Genomic DNA, 17837 nt, shown 5'->3' with positions numbered 1-17837 from the left:
TTCCAGTTTTACCTGTTATATTATGTTTGCTTAATAAACTTTCAGTCCGAAAGAAAAAACACCTGACTTTCTGTTTCCGTCTTTTTTAACGACTTAATATAATTATTCTCTCGAACCATGATCGTATCATTATTCATTCTCTCAATTTTTTTCACATACACTTCATTTGATTCGGGTATGTAATACACTTTTCTTGGGTATATATCACCCACATCTTCACTTAAAATCTCTATATTTTCTATATCCAGATACTCACGTACAAAATCTATATTATCTAAACCTATATCCGTTCTGGCATTAGTAATGCGACCTCCTCCGAATATTTTAGCTTTCATATTATGCCGGCTACCACCCAATTTTATTATGTCGTTAACCAGCCGTTCCATTGCCACATTTCCATATCGAGCCGCTTTACTATCATCAATAACATCAATATGATGATTATTGTTTTTATAACTTTTATTCTGCGGGAGCATAAAGTGATTCATACCACCTACCTTTAGTAACTCATCATGAACACATGCTGATATACACGATCCAAGAACTGTTACTATCATTTCTTTACCATTAGTTACGAAGTAATCACCTGGTAATATTTTCACAGCTTGCCGTTTGAAACGACTATCCCAATACCTTTCATATGATTGATGAACCGCCATTTAATTAACCAATTAACTTTTTAATAACACCAAGTAACTGGTCAGGTTTAAATGGTTTAACAACCCATACTTTCGCTCCTGCTGCTTTTCCCTGCTGTTTCATATCATCACCAGCCTCAGTTGTTAGCATAATCACAGGCGCAAATTTATTCTTAGGATTCAGTTTAGCCGCCTTAAGCATTTCAATACCATTCATGTTCGGCATATTGACATCAGATATAATAAGATCAAATTTATCCTGATCCATTTTCGATACGCCATCGGCACCATCTTCTGCTGTTGTTACTTCATAACCAGCTCCTGATATTGCCATACCCACAATCTGACGCATTGAAGCCGAGTCATCTACAAATAAAATTTTCTTACCCATATTCTTTCTCCTATATATTAATTACTTCTTTTTAACTTTTTCCTGGCTTGTTTTAAGCAATGCAAATGCCACATCACCTAATGCCAATTGTCTTTCAGATGCACCCCGTTTCCAGGCTTCTTTGGGCATTCCATAAACAACAGATGTTTCTTCATCCTGAGAGAAGGTTCTACCTCCTGCATCTCTTATCTCTTTCAATCCCGTAGCACCATCATCACCCATGCCCGTTAAAATACATGCGGTAGCATTGGCACCTGCAAATCTGGCTACTGATCTAAACAGCACATCCACTGATGGTCTATGCCGACTGACTAAAGGTCCATCAACAACATCAACATGATACTGTGCACCACTTCGTTTAAGCAGCATGTGTTTACCACCAGGCGCTAGTAATGCAACGCCATTTCTTAATCTGTCGCCATTTTTTGCTTCACGCACTTCCATCGCGCTAATTTCATTTAAATGCCCTGCAAATGCAGTCGTGAATTTTTCAGGCATATGTTGCACAATAACAACGCCAGGTGAAATGGCTGGCATGCCAGCTAACACGGTTCTTAAAGCTTCAGTTCCACCGGTAGATGCGCCTATAGCAATAAGCTTATCCGTGGTCTCGCTCATTGCCTTAGTATTAATACTTCCCTTAGATAAAATCGCATCAGCATTCTGTTTTGGCGCTACATTTATATGACCGGATGCACGTTTTTTAACTCTTGCTTTTGCTGCACCCTTAACCGCATTAATAATTTGAATAGATGAATCTTGAATAAACCCTTTAACACCAATTTCAGGTTTAGTAATGATATCTACTGCACCGGCTCTTAATGCACTTAATGTTGTATCTGCGGCTTCTCTGGCTAAACTAGAACAAATCACCACGGGTAATGGATTTTCAGTCATTAATTTCTGTAAAAATGTAATACCATCCATACGTGGCATTTCTATATCCAGCGTAATAACATCAGGCATTTCTTTCTTCATTTTCTGCATTGCAAAAATTGGATCTGGAGCCTGAGAAATCACTTTAATACCAGGATCACTACTCAAAACATCTGTCATCACCTTTCTTACCAGTGCCGAGTCGTCAACCACCATTACTTTAATAACATCACTCATTAAACATTACCCGTTTTAAGATAAACCGAAGGTTTTACACTGCGTAACTCAGAAATCATTCCATGCAGTGACTCAGAGTGCCCTGTCATTAAATAACTACCATGCTTTAACTGTTTGTATAAACGCTGCATTACAATTTTTTTGGTTTCCTGACTGAAATATATCAATACATTACGACAGAATATAACATCAAACATTTCCTTTCTAAGGGGAGAATCAACCAGATTATAATGTTCAAAACGAACATGCTTCTTAAGCTCAGGAACAACAGCAACATAGCCTTTATTGCTTCCTGTACCTTTTAACAAATACTTATGACGCGCATCTTTAGGAACAAGACGAACCCTGTGTTCATTATAAATAGCCTGCTTAGCAGAGCTAATCATCTCTGTAGAAATATCTGTGCCTAAAATTTCCCATTTAGCATCAATACCCAGTTCATCCGCAAGTATCATCGCTAATGTATAAGCTTCTTCACCGGAAGAACTCGCTGAACTCCAAATTCGTAACAGCTGATCCGGCTTATGTTTTTTAAGTATTTCCTGTTTTAAAAAATCAAAATGTTGTGGTTCACGAAAAAAATAAGTTTCATTCGTTGTTAACGAATCAACAAAAATCTGAAACTCTCCGTTATTAACGCCTTCACCTACTGTTAAATACTTAAGGTAGTCATCATAACTCTGCAAATTTAATATACGTAAACGCTTACCTAAACGACCGGCCACCAGCGATTTTTTTGCATCAGACATCGTTATTCCAGCCGATTCAAAAATCAACTTTTTAAAGCCGGAAAAGGCTTTACTGGATATGGCCTGCTGATTATCAGTATTATGAGAGTTTTCAAGCTGCATATCTAATATCAATCCACAGTTACTTCAGAAGAGCCATCGTCATTAATATTTCCAACAACCGCAATTTCTTCAACAGACAAGACTTTATTTATAGCCAGAATAATAATGAATCGATCTTCCAGCTTCGCCATACCACGAATAAAATCTGTTCTAATCTGTGCACCAAATGATGGCGCTGGGTCTATATTTTCATCAGCTATATCTATAACCTGCAGTACTTTATCAACAAGCATGCCCATTACAGAATGTTCACCGTCTATATCAATTTCCATTATAATGACACAGGTACGACGTGTTATTTCACACGGCTCCAGTCCAAATTTAATAGCCAGATTAACGACCGGAACAACGCTTCCGCGCAGGTTAATGGCGCCTGCAATAAACTCGGGCACCATTGGCACATTGGTGAGTTCATCGTATTCAATAATTTCCTTCACCTGCATTATTGGCACCGCAAGCTCTTCACCTGACAGTTTAAATGTTAAAAATTGACTGGCGTCTTCGGTGCTATCCAGGTCAATACTATCTGTTGTTTCTACCATATCATCACCTATCTGATTTTCAGCTATTCTTTTAAAATACAAAATCGTCTAATGACGCTCAAAACCTTCAGGAATATCTTCATTAGAAACATTATCCTGTGCCACAGAAGAACTATTAACTACTGCACTATTTTTTTGCTGCATAGCTTTATTAGCCATTAAAAAATCACCGGCATTACTATCTTCATGCACAGTAAAGAAACTCATCATATCTTGAAGCGCCTGTGTCTGTGAGCTCATTTCTTCAGCGGTTGCTGATAGCTCTTCTGCAATAGCCGCATTATTCTGGGTAACTGTGTCTAATTGTCCAATTGCACCATTTACTTCGCTTATACCACTTGCCTGCTCTTCTGATGAAGCTGATATTTCCTGTACGAGATCAGCAGTCTTTTTAGTACTTGGCACAATGTCTTCCAGTAAATTTCCAGCAGATTCAGCAACTGACACACTTGAATTTGCCAGACCACTTATCTCTCCTGCAGCAGTTTCACTTCTTCCCGCCAGTTTACGTACTTCGGAAGCAACAACAGCAAATCCTTTTCCATGTTCACCTGCTCTGGCTGCTTCAATCGCTGCATTTAAGGCAAGCAAATTAGTCTGGTAAGCAATATCCTCAATAATGGCAATTTTTCCCGCAATATCTTTCATTGCAGTCACTGTTTTAGTAACAGCCTCACCACCTTTTTCTGCTTTATTAGATGCATCTACAGCCATATTCTCAGTCTGTTTAGCATTATCTGCATTTTGATTAACCGTTGCGCTCATTTCCTCAAGTGATGAAGAAGTTTCCTCAACGCTCGCTGCCTGTTCAGATGAGCCACTTGCAAGACTTTGTGATGAGTCACTTACCTGATTAGCAGCATCCGCCAATCCATCAGCACTGGTTTTAACATTACTTATTACACCGTGAATTTTTTCTATAAAATCATTAATCGCAAGAGATAAATGACCAACTTCATCTTTATTATTGACTTCAATACGTGCAGTTAAATCGCCTTCACCCTGTGATATATCAATCATTCGAGTTAGAGCTGCCTGTAAAGGATTAGCTATAGACCTGATTACCAATAAACTAAGCACCGCTGAAAATATGGTAGTCAAAACAACAATGATAATGATAACCCGTATCATTTCATGCTCTTCTTCACTTATTCTCAATAAAGCGTTATGAGTAAATTTTCCGATTTCAGTTAATACAGCTTCAACTTCATGGCTTAACTCATCCTGTTCTTTTTCAATCTCTTCCGCGATTACATTTGCTTCATGAAAATGACGCGACTTTACTAAAGAGAAAGCTTCATGAACTTGCTGCTCATAATGATGATGCTTCTTATCAACCGCCGTCACCTCATCTAAAAGCTTCTCAAATTCTTTTCTATCCATTTCAGTGTGACTGTTTTCAATTGCCTCACCTAACTTCTCTTCAAGCTGTTTAAATTCCTCTTTTATTTTTTTATTAATTTTGTCAAATTGAGCAATGGAGTGTTTTAAATTCTCAGCCGCATGATCTTCAGAGCCTACCTGCTCGCCAAAGCGTAATGCACGTTCAAAATAAACTGCCTGCTCAAGCTGATGCTCTACAACTTTAGTAACCATTTCAGTTAATGGCATATCGAGATTAGCAACATCATCTATTTCCTGTGATACTTTAGAGACGGAAACTATTGCATACACACCTATGACCATTCCTACAATGGTTAAAAAGGTACTCAACATAATTATCTTTGCTTTTATTGTTACATTGTTAAACATAATTTATCTCCTTTAAGGGGGCCTTAAAATTACTTCAATTTATAAACAGATCATATTTTATTAATAACGCTGAAATCCGTCCGGTATGCTCTCAGAGCTATCAAAGCTAGCCTGAGGTCTAACATTAGATGGAGTAGATACCGGCGTTTGACTTCTATCGTCATATACGGTCACCGGTGTAGTCATTCCTGCATCATCACTTACCGTAAAGAAACTCATCATGTCGCTCAGCGCCTGAGTTTGCGCGCTCATTTCTTCTGCTGTTGCCGATAATTCTTCAGCAAGTGCTGCATTATTCTGGGTCACCGTATCAAGCTGTCCCATAGCACCATTTACTTCACCTATACCCGCTGCCTGCTCTTCAGAAGAGGCACTAATTTCCTGCACAAGATCCGCAGTTTTCTTAATACTGGGTACTATTTCTTCAAGCAAATGCCCTGCGCCTTCCGCTACCGCAACGCTGCTCTTAGCAAGTGAACTAATTTCACCTGCAGCAGACTCACTTCGACCTGCCAGCTTACGAACTTCAGAGGCAACGACTGCAAAACCTTTACCATGATCACCTGCACGTGCAGCTTCAATAGCGGCATTAAGTGCCAGAAGATTAGTCTGGTATGCAATGTCTTCGATAATGGCAATTTTTTCTGCTATATCTTTCATTGCCACAACCGTTTCAGCAACCTGTGTACCACCTTCATCTGCCTGACCGGAAGCCGTTGTTGCCATCGCTTCCGTTTGTTTTGCATTATCCGCATTCTGATTAACTGTTGCGCTCATTTCCTCAAGAGAAGAAGACGTCTCCTCAACACTGGCAGCCTGTTCTGATGAACCACTGGATAAATTCTGTGAAGCGCTGCTAACCTGATTGGCTGCATCGCTTAACCCTGTCGCACTGCTTTTAACATTACTGATCACACCATGAATTTTTTCAATAAAAGCATTAGCCGCTGAACACAACTGACCGATTTCATCTGTGGATTTAATTTCGATACGTTGAGTAAGGTCACCTTCACCTTCCGCAATATCTTTCATTCTGATAAGCGCGTCTTTCAATGCACTGGATACGCCTCGCATAATAATAAAGGTAAATATAAATGTTATAACCGTTACCACTATCGCCACCGTCAGGGCAGACATAAAGTTTGCATTTGCAGCCGCGTACAACTCATCTGCACGACCACTCATATCTTTTGCAAAGTGATCTTCAGCTGACTTAAGCAGGTTAATACGCCCTGTTGCTGCTTTAAACCACTCACCTGCATCTTCATTAAATCCATTAATGCGCAGTTGAGCATCTCTAGCAATACCACGATAACGAGTAACATCATCTACAGCCTTACCTTTCATTACATCATCAATAAATGTTAACTGGCCAGCATTTGCAAAAGACTTAAATACATTCATATATGTATCCTGCTCTACAACCAGCTGTAAAAACTTTTCATACATTCCTGAGGTAAATTTTCCAGCTGCAAATGTTCCGGAAAGAACAGCTCGCTCAATACCCGCACGCTCTTTACTCTGCAGAAAATTAACGTAAGCTGAAGACAATCTTGATATTTCAGAATTTGTACTGATACTTGCAATCATTTCAACAGATTCAAGGGTTTTCTTATTTAACCCAGTGTAAAAACTAATTGCACTTTTAAGTTTAATATCTAAATTAGTAACTGCAGCTCGCTTATCCTGCAACTGGTTCAGATCATTCAATAACGCATTAACAGCCTGAGCCAGGCTCTCGCCACCATAGCTTTTAACATCATGCTGACCTAGATATGTTTTCAACTCAGCGAGCTTTTTATCCGTATTTAAACGTTGAGACGGTAGTTTTACAGAAAACTTTTTACCTGCTGAACCAATATAACCCGCTGTCATACCCCGTTCTTTCTGCAATTCATGCACCAGATTACTCGCTCTAACGGCGTAGGCAGATAAACTTTCTATTTTTTCCATTTCAGAAAGGACTTTATACTCTGCAATAATTTCAACAATAGAGAAATATAACAAGCCGACAATTGGAAACACCAACATCAAGATAAACTTGTTTCTTATATTGAGATTATTAATAATATTCATGGCCGTACCCTCAAATTTAACTTTAGTGTATTAATGGTTTAGTAACTTCTATATCTTCTTGGGGGCGATATTGATTTTTATGCTCTGTCTTTTCTCGTTGTATTGCCGATTTAACAAGATCTGGAATATCCATAATCAATGCTAGCTGTCCACTACCCAGAATAGTAAAACCGGCAAATCCTCTTACCCCCTGGAAAACGCGTCCAAGTGGTTTGATTACTGCCTGAGCTTCACCATCGAGCTCGTCAACAAGTAAACCTAATTTTTTACCCGCAAACTGAACAACAACAACATTTATACGTGATGTTTTGGCATGGCTATTTTGAATACCAAGGTAGTCATCCATTCGAATAAGCGGTAATACTTCTTCACGTAAATTAATATAATTATGCGATTTAACTTCTTCTTTTTGATCTTCTGTCAGGGTTACACATTCATCGATCATATCAAGAGGAATAATGAATGACTCATCAGCAACCCGAACATGGAAGCCGTCAATAATTGCAAGCGTTAAGGGCAAACGAATTGAGATTGTTGTACCTATATTTTTTTCAGAATTAATTGCAACACTACCGCGTAGCGCCTCTATATTTCGCCTTACAACGTCCATGCCAACCCCTCTACCAGAGATATTGCTGACTGTTTTTGCTGTTGAGAAACCCGGTTCAAATATCAGGTTATAAATTTCTTTATCTGATAGATCATCACCTTCTTTAACCAGGCCACGTTCTTTGGCAAGAGAAAACAGTTTCTCTGCATCAAGGCCTTTACCGTTATCTATCACCTCTATTACTATTGTGCCGGTTTCATGAAAGGCCTTAAGGTGTATCACGCCTTCTTCTTCTTTTCCCGCCAGTACTCGTTCTGCAGGTAATTCGATTCCGTGATCCATTGAGTTTCGAATTAAATGAGTTAACGGATCACCTATTCTCTCAATAACTGTTTTATCAAGCTCTGTTTCACCACCTGTTATTTCAAGACGAATTTTCTTATTTAAATCTTTTGAAATATCACGTACAACTCGATTAAATCGATTTAACGTATTGGCAATAGGAACCATTCGTAAACCTAAAGCGGATTCACGCATTTCTTCAAGCGTTGTCATCATCTCTTCCATAGACTCTATTAACTCATCGTCTTCCCTGTGCTCTGCCATTTGTGATACTTTTGCGCCACTAATTACCAGCTCACCCACAAGCGTAACCAGTACATCCAGTTTTTCGGAGTCAACTCGAACAAAACTTAACTCTCGCTGTTTTTCATTACGTATTTTTTTCTGTTTTTCAACAACAGTATCAACCACTTCAGGCTGTATTGATCCCTGCTCAATCAGAATATCACCGGTTAAACCGCCCTCTTCTTTTTGCTGATTTAGCGCTTGCTGCAGTTCATTTTCTGTTAATGCACCTATCTCTACTAAAATCTGCCCAATCACTAGATCATCATCAGGTAAATTTTTAATCATTTCCTTATAATCATTAATATGAGATTTTGGCGGTAAGATATCAATTTTGGCGTCATCAAAAAACTCAAATACTTCAGAGATAGTATTTTTATCTTCACTTGAAGTAAGTATAATTTCCCAGCCCATAAAACAGCTTTCTGAATTAACATCATTTAATAACGGTATAACTTCAGTGACTAATCTGGCCTTTTTAATTTCACCTAGTTCTTTAATCTGATTAAACATTACCTGGGGATTAAAACCCTGACGAAAGGTATCGATACCTAAACGTATTGAAATATGCCAGTCTTCACTTTTTACTTTACCTTTAACATCTTCATCGGGGTCTTCACCCGCATCAGAATCGTTTGCATTATTTTCACAAACAACACCCGTTGCATCACCAGAACCCGCTTTAAATGCATTAAGCATTTCAAGTAAAGCCTTGTTTTCCTCCTGATTGACTTCAGAGTCATCAACAACGCTCTGAATTAATAATGAGATATGATCTTTTACTCTCATAAATAAACTAATCAAATCACCTGATACAGGCACCAGGCAATTACGTACATCATCGAGTAAATTTTCTGCTACATGTGTAAATTCAACAATATGATCAAAGCCAAATAACCCTGAAGAACCTTTGATAGTATGAGCGGCTCTAAATACACGGTTTATTAAATCTGCATCGTTAGGTGAACGCTCAAGATCAAGTAAAGCTGACTCCATATCCTCTAGTAACTCATGACTTTCAGTTACAAATATTTGTGTGTTTTCATCAAGAGACATGATCAGACTCCTCGCTGATTTCAGGCAAGCCGGATAATGCAGGCTGACAATAAATGCCGTTAACCAGTTCAATTAACGCTTCAGATGCGCCTTCAACTGATAATTGTAGGTTGTCTTTTTTTGCCTGCAGCTGAGCGGCCAGGAGCAATTGAATAAAGCTGGCATCAAATTCTTCTACTTTTGATAAATCAAATATCATCGGTTTTTTAAGAAGCATCAAATTTGAAATTTCATTTTCTAGCTGACTCACCTGATACACGGTGCATTCAATGCCGGCCTTCCAGTTAACGGCTTGCTGATCCTGCTGACTCATGTGATGTCTCCTATCTTTAATAAAGCTAATTAATTGTAGTTATAATTTTCAAATTATGGCTACAAACCATCAATAAACTGTATTTAACATTAAGCTGATTCTGTCAATTTCAAACCAAGATGTTTTAACAACACCTTTCTGTTAATCGGCTTTGGTAAACATACTTCTGCACCTGCCTGAAGAATATTTTTGGTATTTGATGCTGATGGATAACCGGTCATCGCTATTACACGTACGTCTTGTGTTTGATCATCACTTTTTAATTGCTCACACACCTGAAAACCATCCATTCCAGGCATCATCAAATCAAGTAGAACCACATCTGGATTAAAATCATGTACTTTAATACCTGCTTCAAAACCATTTTCAGCCAGTTCAGGTAACAGCTTTCCAGGATAGCGACCTAACATTTTCATTAAATAACCAGAAAACTGCTTATCATCATCTACAACCAGAACCCTTATGCCTTGCTCTATCTCGTTCTCATTCTGGTCTATTACTATATTCCTGCTTTTTGCAAATTCTTTAACATGCTCAGGTAAAAACCGTCTATGCCCACCCGGTGTAGTTAATGCTTTTAATTCACCCAACGCAGCCCATCTTCTTATCGCAGCCGAAGACACCATCAACAAATCAGCCACTTCACTAGGGGTTAAATATGTTTTACCTTTTATGCTATCTGTCACAGCCTTTTCCTCGATATACCAAATAACGACCAAATCAATTACTTACATTCATGCTTTTAGCGATATTTGCGTAATGATCGTTTTGAGCGATTTAATTACTATAAGTACGATAATAGGACTTTTAAGTGATTATTCAAGTTTTAAATCGCTCAAATCGCTCAAATCGGATGAAAGGTAGGCTTTAAAGCTAATGTTTTTTGTGGTGTAAAAGAAAAAATGGGGCTAAGTGACTGAAAACTAATGAAGATTAGCTTTCATCGGGAACCGATGAATTAAATTATGAATTAGATCATTCAAAGTGGCTAAAACTAAAAAGAAGAGAAAACCTTGATTATGCCTCAAGCACTAAAAGAAACTAGACACAACATTTAACTGAATTTTAAAGAAAACTTTTTGATAGAAGCATATGAACCAGAAAGGCTCATACTTGTGGTTGTTTATTTCGATAACCGGGTTTAGCGATCACTTCAAGATAAAACGATTCAAGATTTTCAGCTACAGCCCAGTCAATCGATTTATTGATTTCAGCCAGATGAATCACTTCACTATTCGCTTCATCAGCACCGAACTTGCAATCAAAATCCAGATAATCTACACCTTCACCCAAATCTCTTTTGCGTTCGCGCTTGAGATATTTTTTAATCTCATGCTTTACGGCATCAACCTGACGCTCAGGTTTGATTTTTTCACTGGTTAATTTGAATGTTTTTTTCACAGTAATCTCAAAAAATATGGAAGAATGAGTTTTATATTATAACTCTAATAATGGATCAGTAGCCGATGACTCACTAACACAACTTGCCTGCCCCAACCTGTAAGCTTCCAACAATGCCCGTTTAAGATCAAGGTTTTTTTCTAAATCATCTACAGACAAGACATCATCGGCAATTTTCACTAATGCATCCATACACCGTAAATCTTTCCATGCCTGAACAAAAGCCTCAATATCTAACAGACCATCTGTTATAAACTCAGCAACCAGCCCCGTTGCTTCGCTAAAAACAATACTTTGCGCCTGCATCATTTCAAACTCATATGAATACAGGTCATAATTATTAGCTTTAGCAATAATGGGGTATAGCTCTGGCAGCGTGTCACTTACCTGCAGATACTCATCAAGCTCAATGGTAATAGAAGCTGAATGCGTCTTACCTTTATAACAAAAAACAACACTGGCTTTTACAAGGTTACTCATATGACTTCTTAAGAGGTAAGTGAAGCAAATAATAGTGGCAGTTTTTCAGGCAACTTTTCCACATGATCAATTATAGTATAACCACCCACGCCAAAAATATCCTGAATATAATCATCTGCTTTTCTATCCAAACTAATGCAATAACTATTCATGCCTCTTGATGAAAGCTCATCAACCGCTTTTTTAGTATCTGTAATCAGGTACTTAGAATCTTCAACATCAATATCAGCTGGCTCACCATCAGTGAGTATAAGCATAAGCTTTTTTTCAGCTGTTTGAGCTTCCAGATAGTGCCCGGCATGACGAATAGCCGCGCCCATACGAGTAGAGTAACCCGCATCCATTGCCGCCAGCCTGCCTTTTACCGTGTCATCAAACTTTTCGCTATAACCTTTTAGATGGTAATAACGCACATTATGGCGGGTATCAGAATGGAAACCGGCGATCGCATATTTATCGCCTAACTGATCAATTGTCCAGGCTAATAATGAAACCGCTTCCTGACTTAGTTGTAAAATAGTTTGATCTGACCCATCCGGTTTATCATTTAATGACGCTGATAAATCCAGTAAAATCATAACCGCAATATCACGACCATCATGTTTATGGCTCATGTTTATTCGCGGATCAGGTTGCGAACCACATTTGTAATCAATTAGAGAACGTATCGCTATATCTAAATCTAACTCACTGCCCTCTTCCTGATAACGCACTCGCACAAAACGCTGGGGTTTTAATTTATCGAGAATCAGTTTTAACAATTTTGCCAATGCCGCATGTTTATCTAAAATTTTATCAATATCAGATGAATTAGCAGACGGGTGAATTGATTCGTACAGGCTTACCCAGTCTGGTTTAAATGATGAAGTATTGTAATCCCACTCTGGATAATGACGTGGTGGTAAACCTTCATTTTCCAGTTCTTCCGATTTCTTTTGTTGCTTATTTTCGTAATCTTCAGCTTCATCATTTTCTTCAATAAACACCCACATGTGTCGATTATCATCACGATAATCCACTTCGGTATTTTCAAAACGAATATGTGGTAACTGATCACTTTGTAAACGCGTCCGGGTTGTAAAGGTGATGCCAATATCAACCATAGCTTTTGTAGTGCCACCGTCTTTTTCAACTACATCAAAGAAACGTTTTCTAAATTCTAAAACATGCTCATTTGTGTAACCATGATCTTCATCGAGAATAGAGCGCGACAACATCGCTAAACGATGGCGAACACAGGATTCTTTTTCCGTATCACAATCACCTTCTACAGGTTTTGGGTGAAGCGCTAACAAATACTTACGCAAACCCGGATATTCTTTAAGCATTAAATACTCAACGCGAGAGTCTTCTAAATGCTCAATAGCAATACGCTGAAACGGGCTAAAGTTATCTGCAATTAATACATCAGTCCAACGTCTGTGAGCAGCAATGTGAGCAATAGTGACACGGTAACGGTCAAGCCCCGAAACAGCACCTAAGTCGCTAACGAAATCATCATATACATCAGGAACACGAATACCTAAATTATCATAATAAGGTACAGGTTTACGTAACTCATCGAAACCTAATGAATAAGGCACAAAGTATGATTCATCTTCCCACATACCGCGTAGATACATATCCAGCTGACGCTGATTATCCATAAACAATGTGCCGTGACGCTCACGTTGTAACATGGCTCTACTATCGGCTGATTGCAGACTGAAATAATCTATTTGACGCTCTGGATGATTATTGTAATTACGCGCACCATACTCAACCCAGTTTTTTAAACCTTCGAGTGATAACTGATTTAAAAGATACGGGGATTGTTTTAATAACTCAGGTAAACCCGGGCTTGCAAAAGTAGTATGATGACCGTGAATTGAACCGGTTGTGCTTTCCATAAAATCAAAAATAATTTTCAGGAAATGCTCCATCTGTTCAAGCGAACCTAAACGACGTGCCGCTTCTGGTAAACACTGCATAAATGGCGGAATAGAATTACCGTTGGGTGTGCGTGACATATCCCAGACAGATTGAGATACAAGTTCTAAAGCAGATTCACCCAGACTATTTGAAATACCCGGCATTTCTTCCAGATAAATACTAACCGGCTCCCAGCCACGGCCTATCATGCAAACCCGTGAAGCACCTTCAAAATATTTTTCTACGCCATCTTCACTTAAATTACGTAAAGCATCGTTAGTGTAATCGTCAAAGCATTCTTCAATTTGCTCGAAATTACATTTCAGCTTGCTACGGTATTTTTGTATATCAATATCAGTCATAGTTTTTTCCGCATAACATGCGAGTAAATACAATTCAGTTAATTATATTTTTCATCCCCGATTAAATCTTCTGGAAAGATTTAAACAGACTCTGCCTGGCCGTGAAGCGAAGAGCAGGAGCCCGAAGTAATACCTGTGCCGGGGAACCAGTGACCCTAAGTACAGTAAAGTCGCTAGACTCCCGACACAAGCATTCGGGAATGACGTTTTAACTTTTTACCAATCTAATCAGCAAAATTTGTGAATTTTGCGTTTATTTACAGCAAAAAGCTTTTATCTTTTTAACCAAAAATACTATCAATAGAGTGATCTAATGTACTGCGAATATCAGAATCATCTGTAATCGGACGAACCATTGCCATACGGCATGCCGCTTTCGCTTCGATACCTTTACTCATTAAAGTTGCTCCGTAAACTAATAAACGAGTTGAGATACCTTCATCTAAACCATGACCTTTAAGGTTACGCGCAGTGTGTGCAATTTTTACTAATTTAGCAGCTGTTTCTGCATCGCAACCAGATTCTTTTTCTACAATACCTGCTTCTGTAGCTGTATCAGGGTAATCAAAATCAAGACCCGTAAAACGCTGTTTTGTAGACTGTTTTAGATCTTTCATCAAACTCTGGTAACCCGGGTTATATGAAATAACTAACTGGAAATCAGGGTGCGCATCAATTAACTCACCTTTTTTATCTAAAGGAAGCTGGCGACGATGGTCAGTTAATGGGTGAATTACAACCGTAGTATCCTGACGTGCTTCAACAATTTCATCAAGGTAACAAATTGCACCAATACGGGCAGCTGTTGTTAACGGGCCATCTAACCAACGTGTACCGTTAGCATCTAACAAATAACGGCCGACTAAATCAGAAGCCGTCATATCTTCATTACAGGCAACAGTAATTAAAGGTTTACCTAATTTCCATGCCATGTGCTCAATAAAACGAGACTTACCACAACCGGTTGGACCTTTAATCATTACAGGCAAGCGCGCTTCATAAGCCGCTTCATAAAGCTCAACCTCATCATCCTGAGCACCGTAAAATGGCTCTTCTTTTACTTTATATTGTTCGATATCTACGTCAGTCATGGCATGGTTTCCTAAATTTAGTGCTAAATTCTTTTACGAAAATAAAGGTAAAAACAATTATTAATTAAATGCTTTTACGTTTATAAACGAGTTTCGTTTATTTTAGAGAAAAAAAACCCCCACCGAAGTGGCGAGGGTCTTTTTATGTTCACGAAGAACGGGTTGTCGCGGCGCCGAGGATGGCAAAGAGCGACAAATACACCAATTATTCTTACTTGTGAACGCCTAGCTTGTCTCTCCAACCTGGGAACAATGAATCTGCATCGCCAGGGAATGACTCGAATGCACGAGCAAATTCGTTATGCTCTTTAGCGAATTCGATTGGGTCAGCGCCAGCTTTCCAACATTCAAATGCTTGACGTAAAGACTTAGCACCTGCTGCAGGAGAATCGATGTGACCGTAAGAACCACCACCAGAAGTGTTGATTACGTTGCCGTGACCTAAGTTTTCGAAGAAACCAGGTAGACGTAACGCGTTCATACCACCAGAGATAATTGGCGTAGTTGGCTTCATACCGTGCCATTCCTGGTGATAAACCGGACCATCAGCACTATCTTGTTCGATCATGTATGCGATATTACGATCGTCTGAACCACCTTCCATTTTACCGAAGCCCATTGTACCTACATGGATACCAGACGCACCCATAAGACGAGAAAGCTTAGCAAGAACAAATGCAGTGTAACCACGTACAGATGAAGGAGAAGTGACCGCACCGTGACCAGCACGATGATAATGTAAATACTGACCAGGGTAGTTACGACGTGCAGTTGTAACCATACCTGGGCCACCAACATAACCGTCAACTAAGAATGCAACTGCGTGAGCATTTGAACCGAAAGTTTCTAAGATGTAGTCAGCACGAGCACACATTTCGTGGTGATCGTCTGCAGTGATGTTTGCAGAGAAGATTTTAGCTTCGCCAGTTTCGTCCTGTGCACGTTTCATTGCATCAGAAACTAAAGGAATAACCTTTTTCATTGGGCAGAAAACCTGGTTACCTTGAGGTTCATCATTTTTGATGAAATCGCCACCTAACCAGAACTGGTATGCAGCTTCAGCAAAAGGCTCTGGACGTAAACCAAGCTTAGGCTTGATGATAGTACCTGCGATGTAACCACCGTTTTCACGTGGACGATCTAAGATATTCCACATATCAGTGATATCTACTGAAGGACCATCGAAAGAATTAAGCATTGCTTTAGGAACGTAGAAATCGATCATCTGTGCACATTGCACATCACCCATGCCCTGGTTATTACCAATAGCAAGTGTAAGGAAAGATACAACCATTGAACGGCCATCAATAACGTTACGATCAAACAGGTCATTAGGATATGCGATTTTCATGATGCCTTTAGCTTCATCAATCTCATATACCATTGCATCAAGGCCTTTAGTGAAGTCATCTGTAGTAGATACTTCAACGTTAGTACCAGTAGATGATTCAGCTGCAAAGTGAGCTGCAGTTTCTAAATATCCACCAAAACCAGGCATTGGTGTCATAGTGTAAGCCACTAACATGTGGCCGCCGTCGGCTATAAGTGTTGCTTCATCCAGACTTAGGTCTGCATAACGTGCTGACTGATCCATTTAGATCTCCTCAGTTATTTAAAATTCGGGCTGCTTCCAGCGACTTAAAATTTAAGCCCCTTTCATCAGGGACGGCCACTATAAAACCTAGTAACCATAGATAACACTCAAAGTTTTTGATTATTATGATAAGCTAATACTTATACATTAATCACAAATTGTCACATATGGCTCTCAATCTCACATTTCGACAACTGAAAGTATTTGAATCCGCTGCGCGGCATTTAAGTTATACCCGTGCCGCTAAGGAATTACACCTCAGCCAACCCGGTGTTTCTATGCAAATCAAACAGTTAGAGGAGGTTGTTGGGCTTCCTTTATTTGAGCAAATAGGTAAAAAAATGCATCTTACCGACGCGGGCCGAGAAATCTTTGCCTATAGCCAGAGTATCGGACACCTGTTAGATGAGGCAGAAATTGTATTAGAAGAACTAAAAGGAGGCAGCAGTGGTAAGTTGGCTATATCTGTTGCCACCACCGCTAGCCACTTTGCTACTCGCCTACTCGCCGCATTTTCACAACGTTACAAAGATGTCACCATCAGCCTGGACATCACCAACCGTAAAAGCTTACAAGAGCAGTTAGCTAACAACGAACCTGACCTCGTTATAATGGGACAGCCACCTGAAGGCGTTGAGGTTGAATCAGAAGCTTTTATGGTAAACCCATTAGTTATTATCGCCCCTCCCAATCACCCTCTTGTTACTGAGCAAAATATACCTTTAGAACGCTTTGAAGATGAACATTTCGTAGTACGTGAAAGCGGCTCAGGTACTCGAGGTGCTATTCAACGTTTCTTTGATGAACATCAAGTTAGTTTTCACACTGGTATAGAGATGAGTTCAAATGAAGCCATTAAACAGGCGGTTGAAGCGGGTCTGGGTTTGGGACTGGTATCGATACATACATTAGAACTAGAGCTGGAAACCCAACGTCTCGCGATCCTTAACGTAACAGACTTCCCTATTCAACGTCACTGGCACATTGTTCAACGTAGCGGAAAGCGCCTGTCACCGGTGGCTCAGGAATTTAAGCAGTTTGTATTAGATGAAGCGGTTAAATTCATTCGTTTACCTGAATCTTGAATTA

The 17837-nt window shown here is 39.2% G+C and carries 16 protein-coding genes; 1 reads left to right on the top strand and 15 read right to left on the bottom strand.

What is annotated here, in order from left to right; all coding sequences use genetic code 11:
- Positions 1 to 41: 41 nt before the first annotated feature.
- The 15 genes from DIZ80_01870 to DIZ80_01800 all read right to left on the bottom strand — a co-directional run bounded on the left by DIZ80_01870 (position 42) and on the right by DIZ80_01800 (position 16748).
- Entirely contained in the window at positions 42 to 659 is a 618-nt protein-coding gene (locus DIZ80_01870) for a chemoreceptor glutamine deamidase CheD (GenBank protein RDH85697.1), read from the bottom strand.
- Positions 660 to 663: 4 nt separating this feature from the next.
- Positions 664 to 1029: a two-component system response regulator gene (locus tag DIZ80_01865; protein RDH85696.1), complete on the bottom strand. Its 366-nt coding sequence runs from the start codon at positions 1027 to 1029 to the stop codon at positions 664 to 666.
- A 21-nt stretch (positions 1030 to 1050) separates the two neighbouring features.
- Positions 1051 to 2121 carry a chemotaxis response regulator protein-glutamate methylesterase gene (locus tag DIZ80_01860; protein ID RDH85755.1) on the bottom strand — a complete coding sequence of 357 codons (1071 nt, stop codon included), beginning with the start codon at positions 2119 to 2121 and terminating at the stop codon, positions 1051 to 1053.
- Between the two features lie 20 nt (positions 2122 to 2141).
- On the bottom strand, positions 2142 to 2993 hold the full coding sequence (locus DIZ80_01855; GenBank protein ID RDH85695.1) for an SAM-dependent methyltransferase: 852 nt from the start codon (positions 2991 to 2993) through the stop codon (positions 2142 to 2144).
- Positions 2994 to 3001: 8 nt separating this feature from the next.
- Positions 3002 to 3535: a chemotaxis protein CheW gene (locus tag DIZ80_01850; protein RDH85754.1), complete on the bottom strand. Its 534-nt coding sequence runs from the start codon at positions 3533 to 3535 to the stop codon at positions 3002 to 3004.
- A gap of 48 nt (positions 3536 to 3583) precedes the next feature.
- Positions 3584 to 5287, bottom strand: coding sequence for a methyl-accepting chemotaxis protein (locus DIZ80_01845; GenBank protein RDH85694.1), 1704 nt, complete (start codon positions 5285 to 5287; stop codon positions 3584 to 3586).
- A gap of 60 nt (positions 5288 to 5347) precedes the next feature.
- Complete coding sequence (locus DIZ80_01840; protein RDH85693.1) at positions 5348 to 7363, bottom strand: hypothetical protein; 2016 nt, start codon at positions 7361 to 7363, stop codon at positions 5348 to 5350.
- A gap of 22 nt (positions 7364 to 7385) precedes the next feature.
- Positions 7386 to 9596 (bottom strand): chemotaxis protein CheA, encoded by a 2211-nt coding sequence (locus DIZ80_01835; protein ID RDH85692.1) that lies wholly within the window; start codon positions 9594 to 9596, stop codon positions 7386 to 7388.
- Positions 9586 to 9909 carry a hypothetical protein gene (locus tag DIZ80_01830; GenBank protein ID RDH85691.1) on the bottom strand — a complete coding sequence of 108 codons (324 nt, stop codon included), beginning with the start codon at positions 9907 to 9909 and terminating at the stop codon, positions 9586 to 9588. The genes DIZ80_01835 and DIZ80_01830 overlap by 11 nt, the downstream gene beginning before the upstream one ends.
- A gap of 89 nt (positions 9910 to 9998) precedes the next feature.
- On the bottom strand, positions 9999 to 10595 hold the full coding sequence (locus DIZ80_01825; GenBank protein RDH85690.1) for a DNA-binding protein: 597 nt from the start codon (positions 10593 to 10595) through the stop codon (positions 9999 to 10001).
- Between the two features lie 421 nt (positions 10596 to 11016).
- Positions 11017 to 11310, bottom strand: coding sequence for a hypothetical protein (locus DIZ80_01820; protein RDH85689.1), 294 nt, complete (start codon positions 11308 to 11310; stop codon positions 11017 to 11019).
- A gap of 36 nt (positions 11311 to 11346) precedes the next feature.
- Entirely contained in the window at positions 11347 to 11790 is a 444-nt protein-coding gene (locus tag DIZ80_01815; GenBank protein RDH85688.1) for a hypothetical protein, read from the bottom strand.
- A gap of 8 nt (positions 11791 to 11798) precedes the next feature.
- Complete coding sequence (locus DIZ80_01810; GenBank protein RDH85687.1) at positions 11799 to 14063, bottom strand: hypothetical protein; 2265 nt, start codon at positions 14061 to 14063, stop codon at positions 11799 to 11801.
- Between the two features lie 281 nt (positions 14064 to 14344).
- Positions 14345 to 15154 (bottom strand): AAA family ATPase, encoded by an 810-nt coding sequence (locus tag DIZ80_01805; GenBank protein RDH85686.1) that lies wholly within the window; start codon positions 15152 to 15154, stop codon positions 14345 to 14347.
- 211 nt (positions 15155 to 15365) lie between these two features.
- On the bottom strand, positions 15366 to 16748 hold the full coding sequence (locus DIZ80_01800) for a ribulose 1,5-bisphosphate carboxylase (protein ID RDH85685.1): 1383 nt from the start codon (positions 16746 to 16748) through the stop codon (positions 15366 to 15368).
- A gap of 167 nt (positions 16749 to 16915) precedes the next feature.
- Here DIZ80_01800 and DIZ80_01795 point away from each other — a divergent pair, with 167 nt between their 5' ends.
- Complete coding sequence (locus DIZ80_01795; protein RDH85684.1) at positions 16916 to 17833, top strand: LysR family transcriptional regulator; 918 nt, start codon at positions 16916 to 16918, stop codon at positions 17831 to 17833.
- Positions 17834 to 17837 lie beyond the last annotated feature (4 nt).

It is taken from the genome of endosymbiont of Galathealinum brachiosum (assembly GCA_003349885.1).
GTDB lineage: Bacteria > Pseudomonadota > Gammaproteobacteria > SZUA-229 > SZUA-229 > SZUA-229.
The sequence above is the reverse complement of the archived record's forward strand: the minus strand, read 5'-3'. Positions and strand labels throughout refer to the sequence as shown.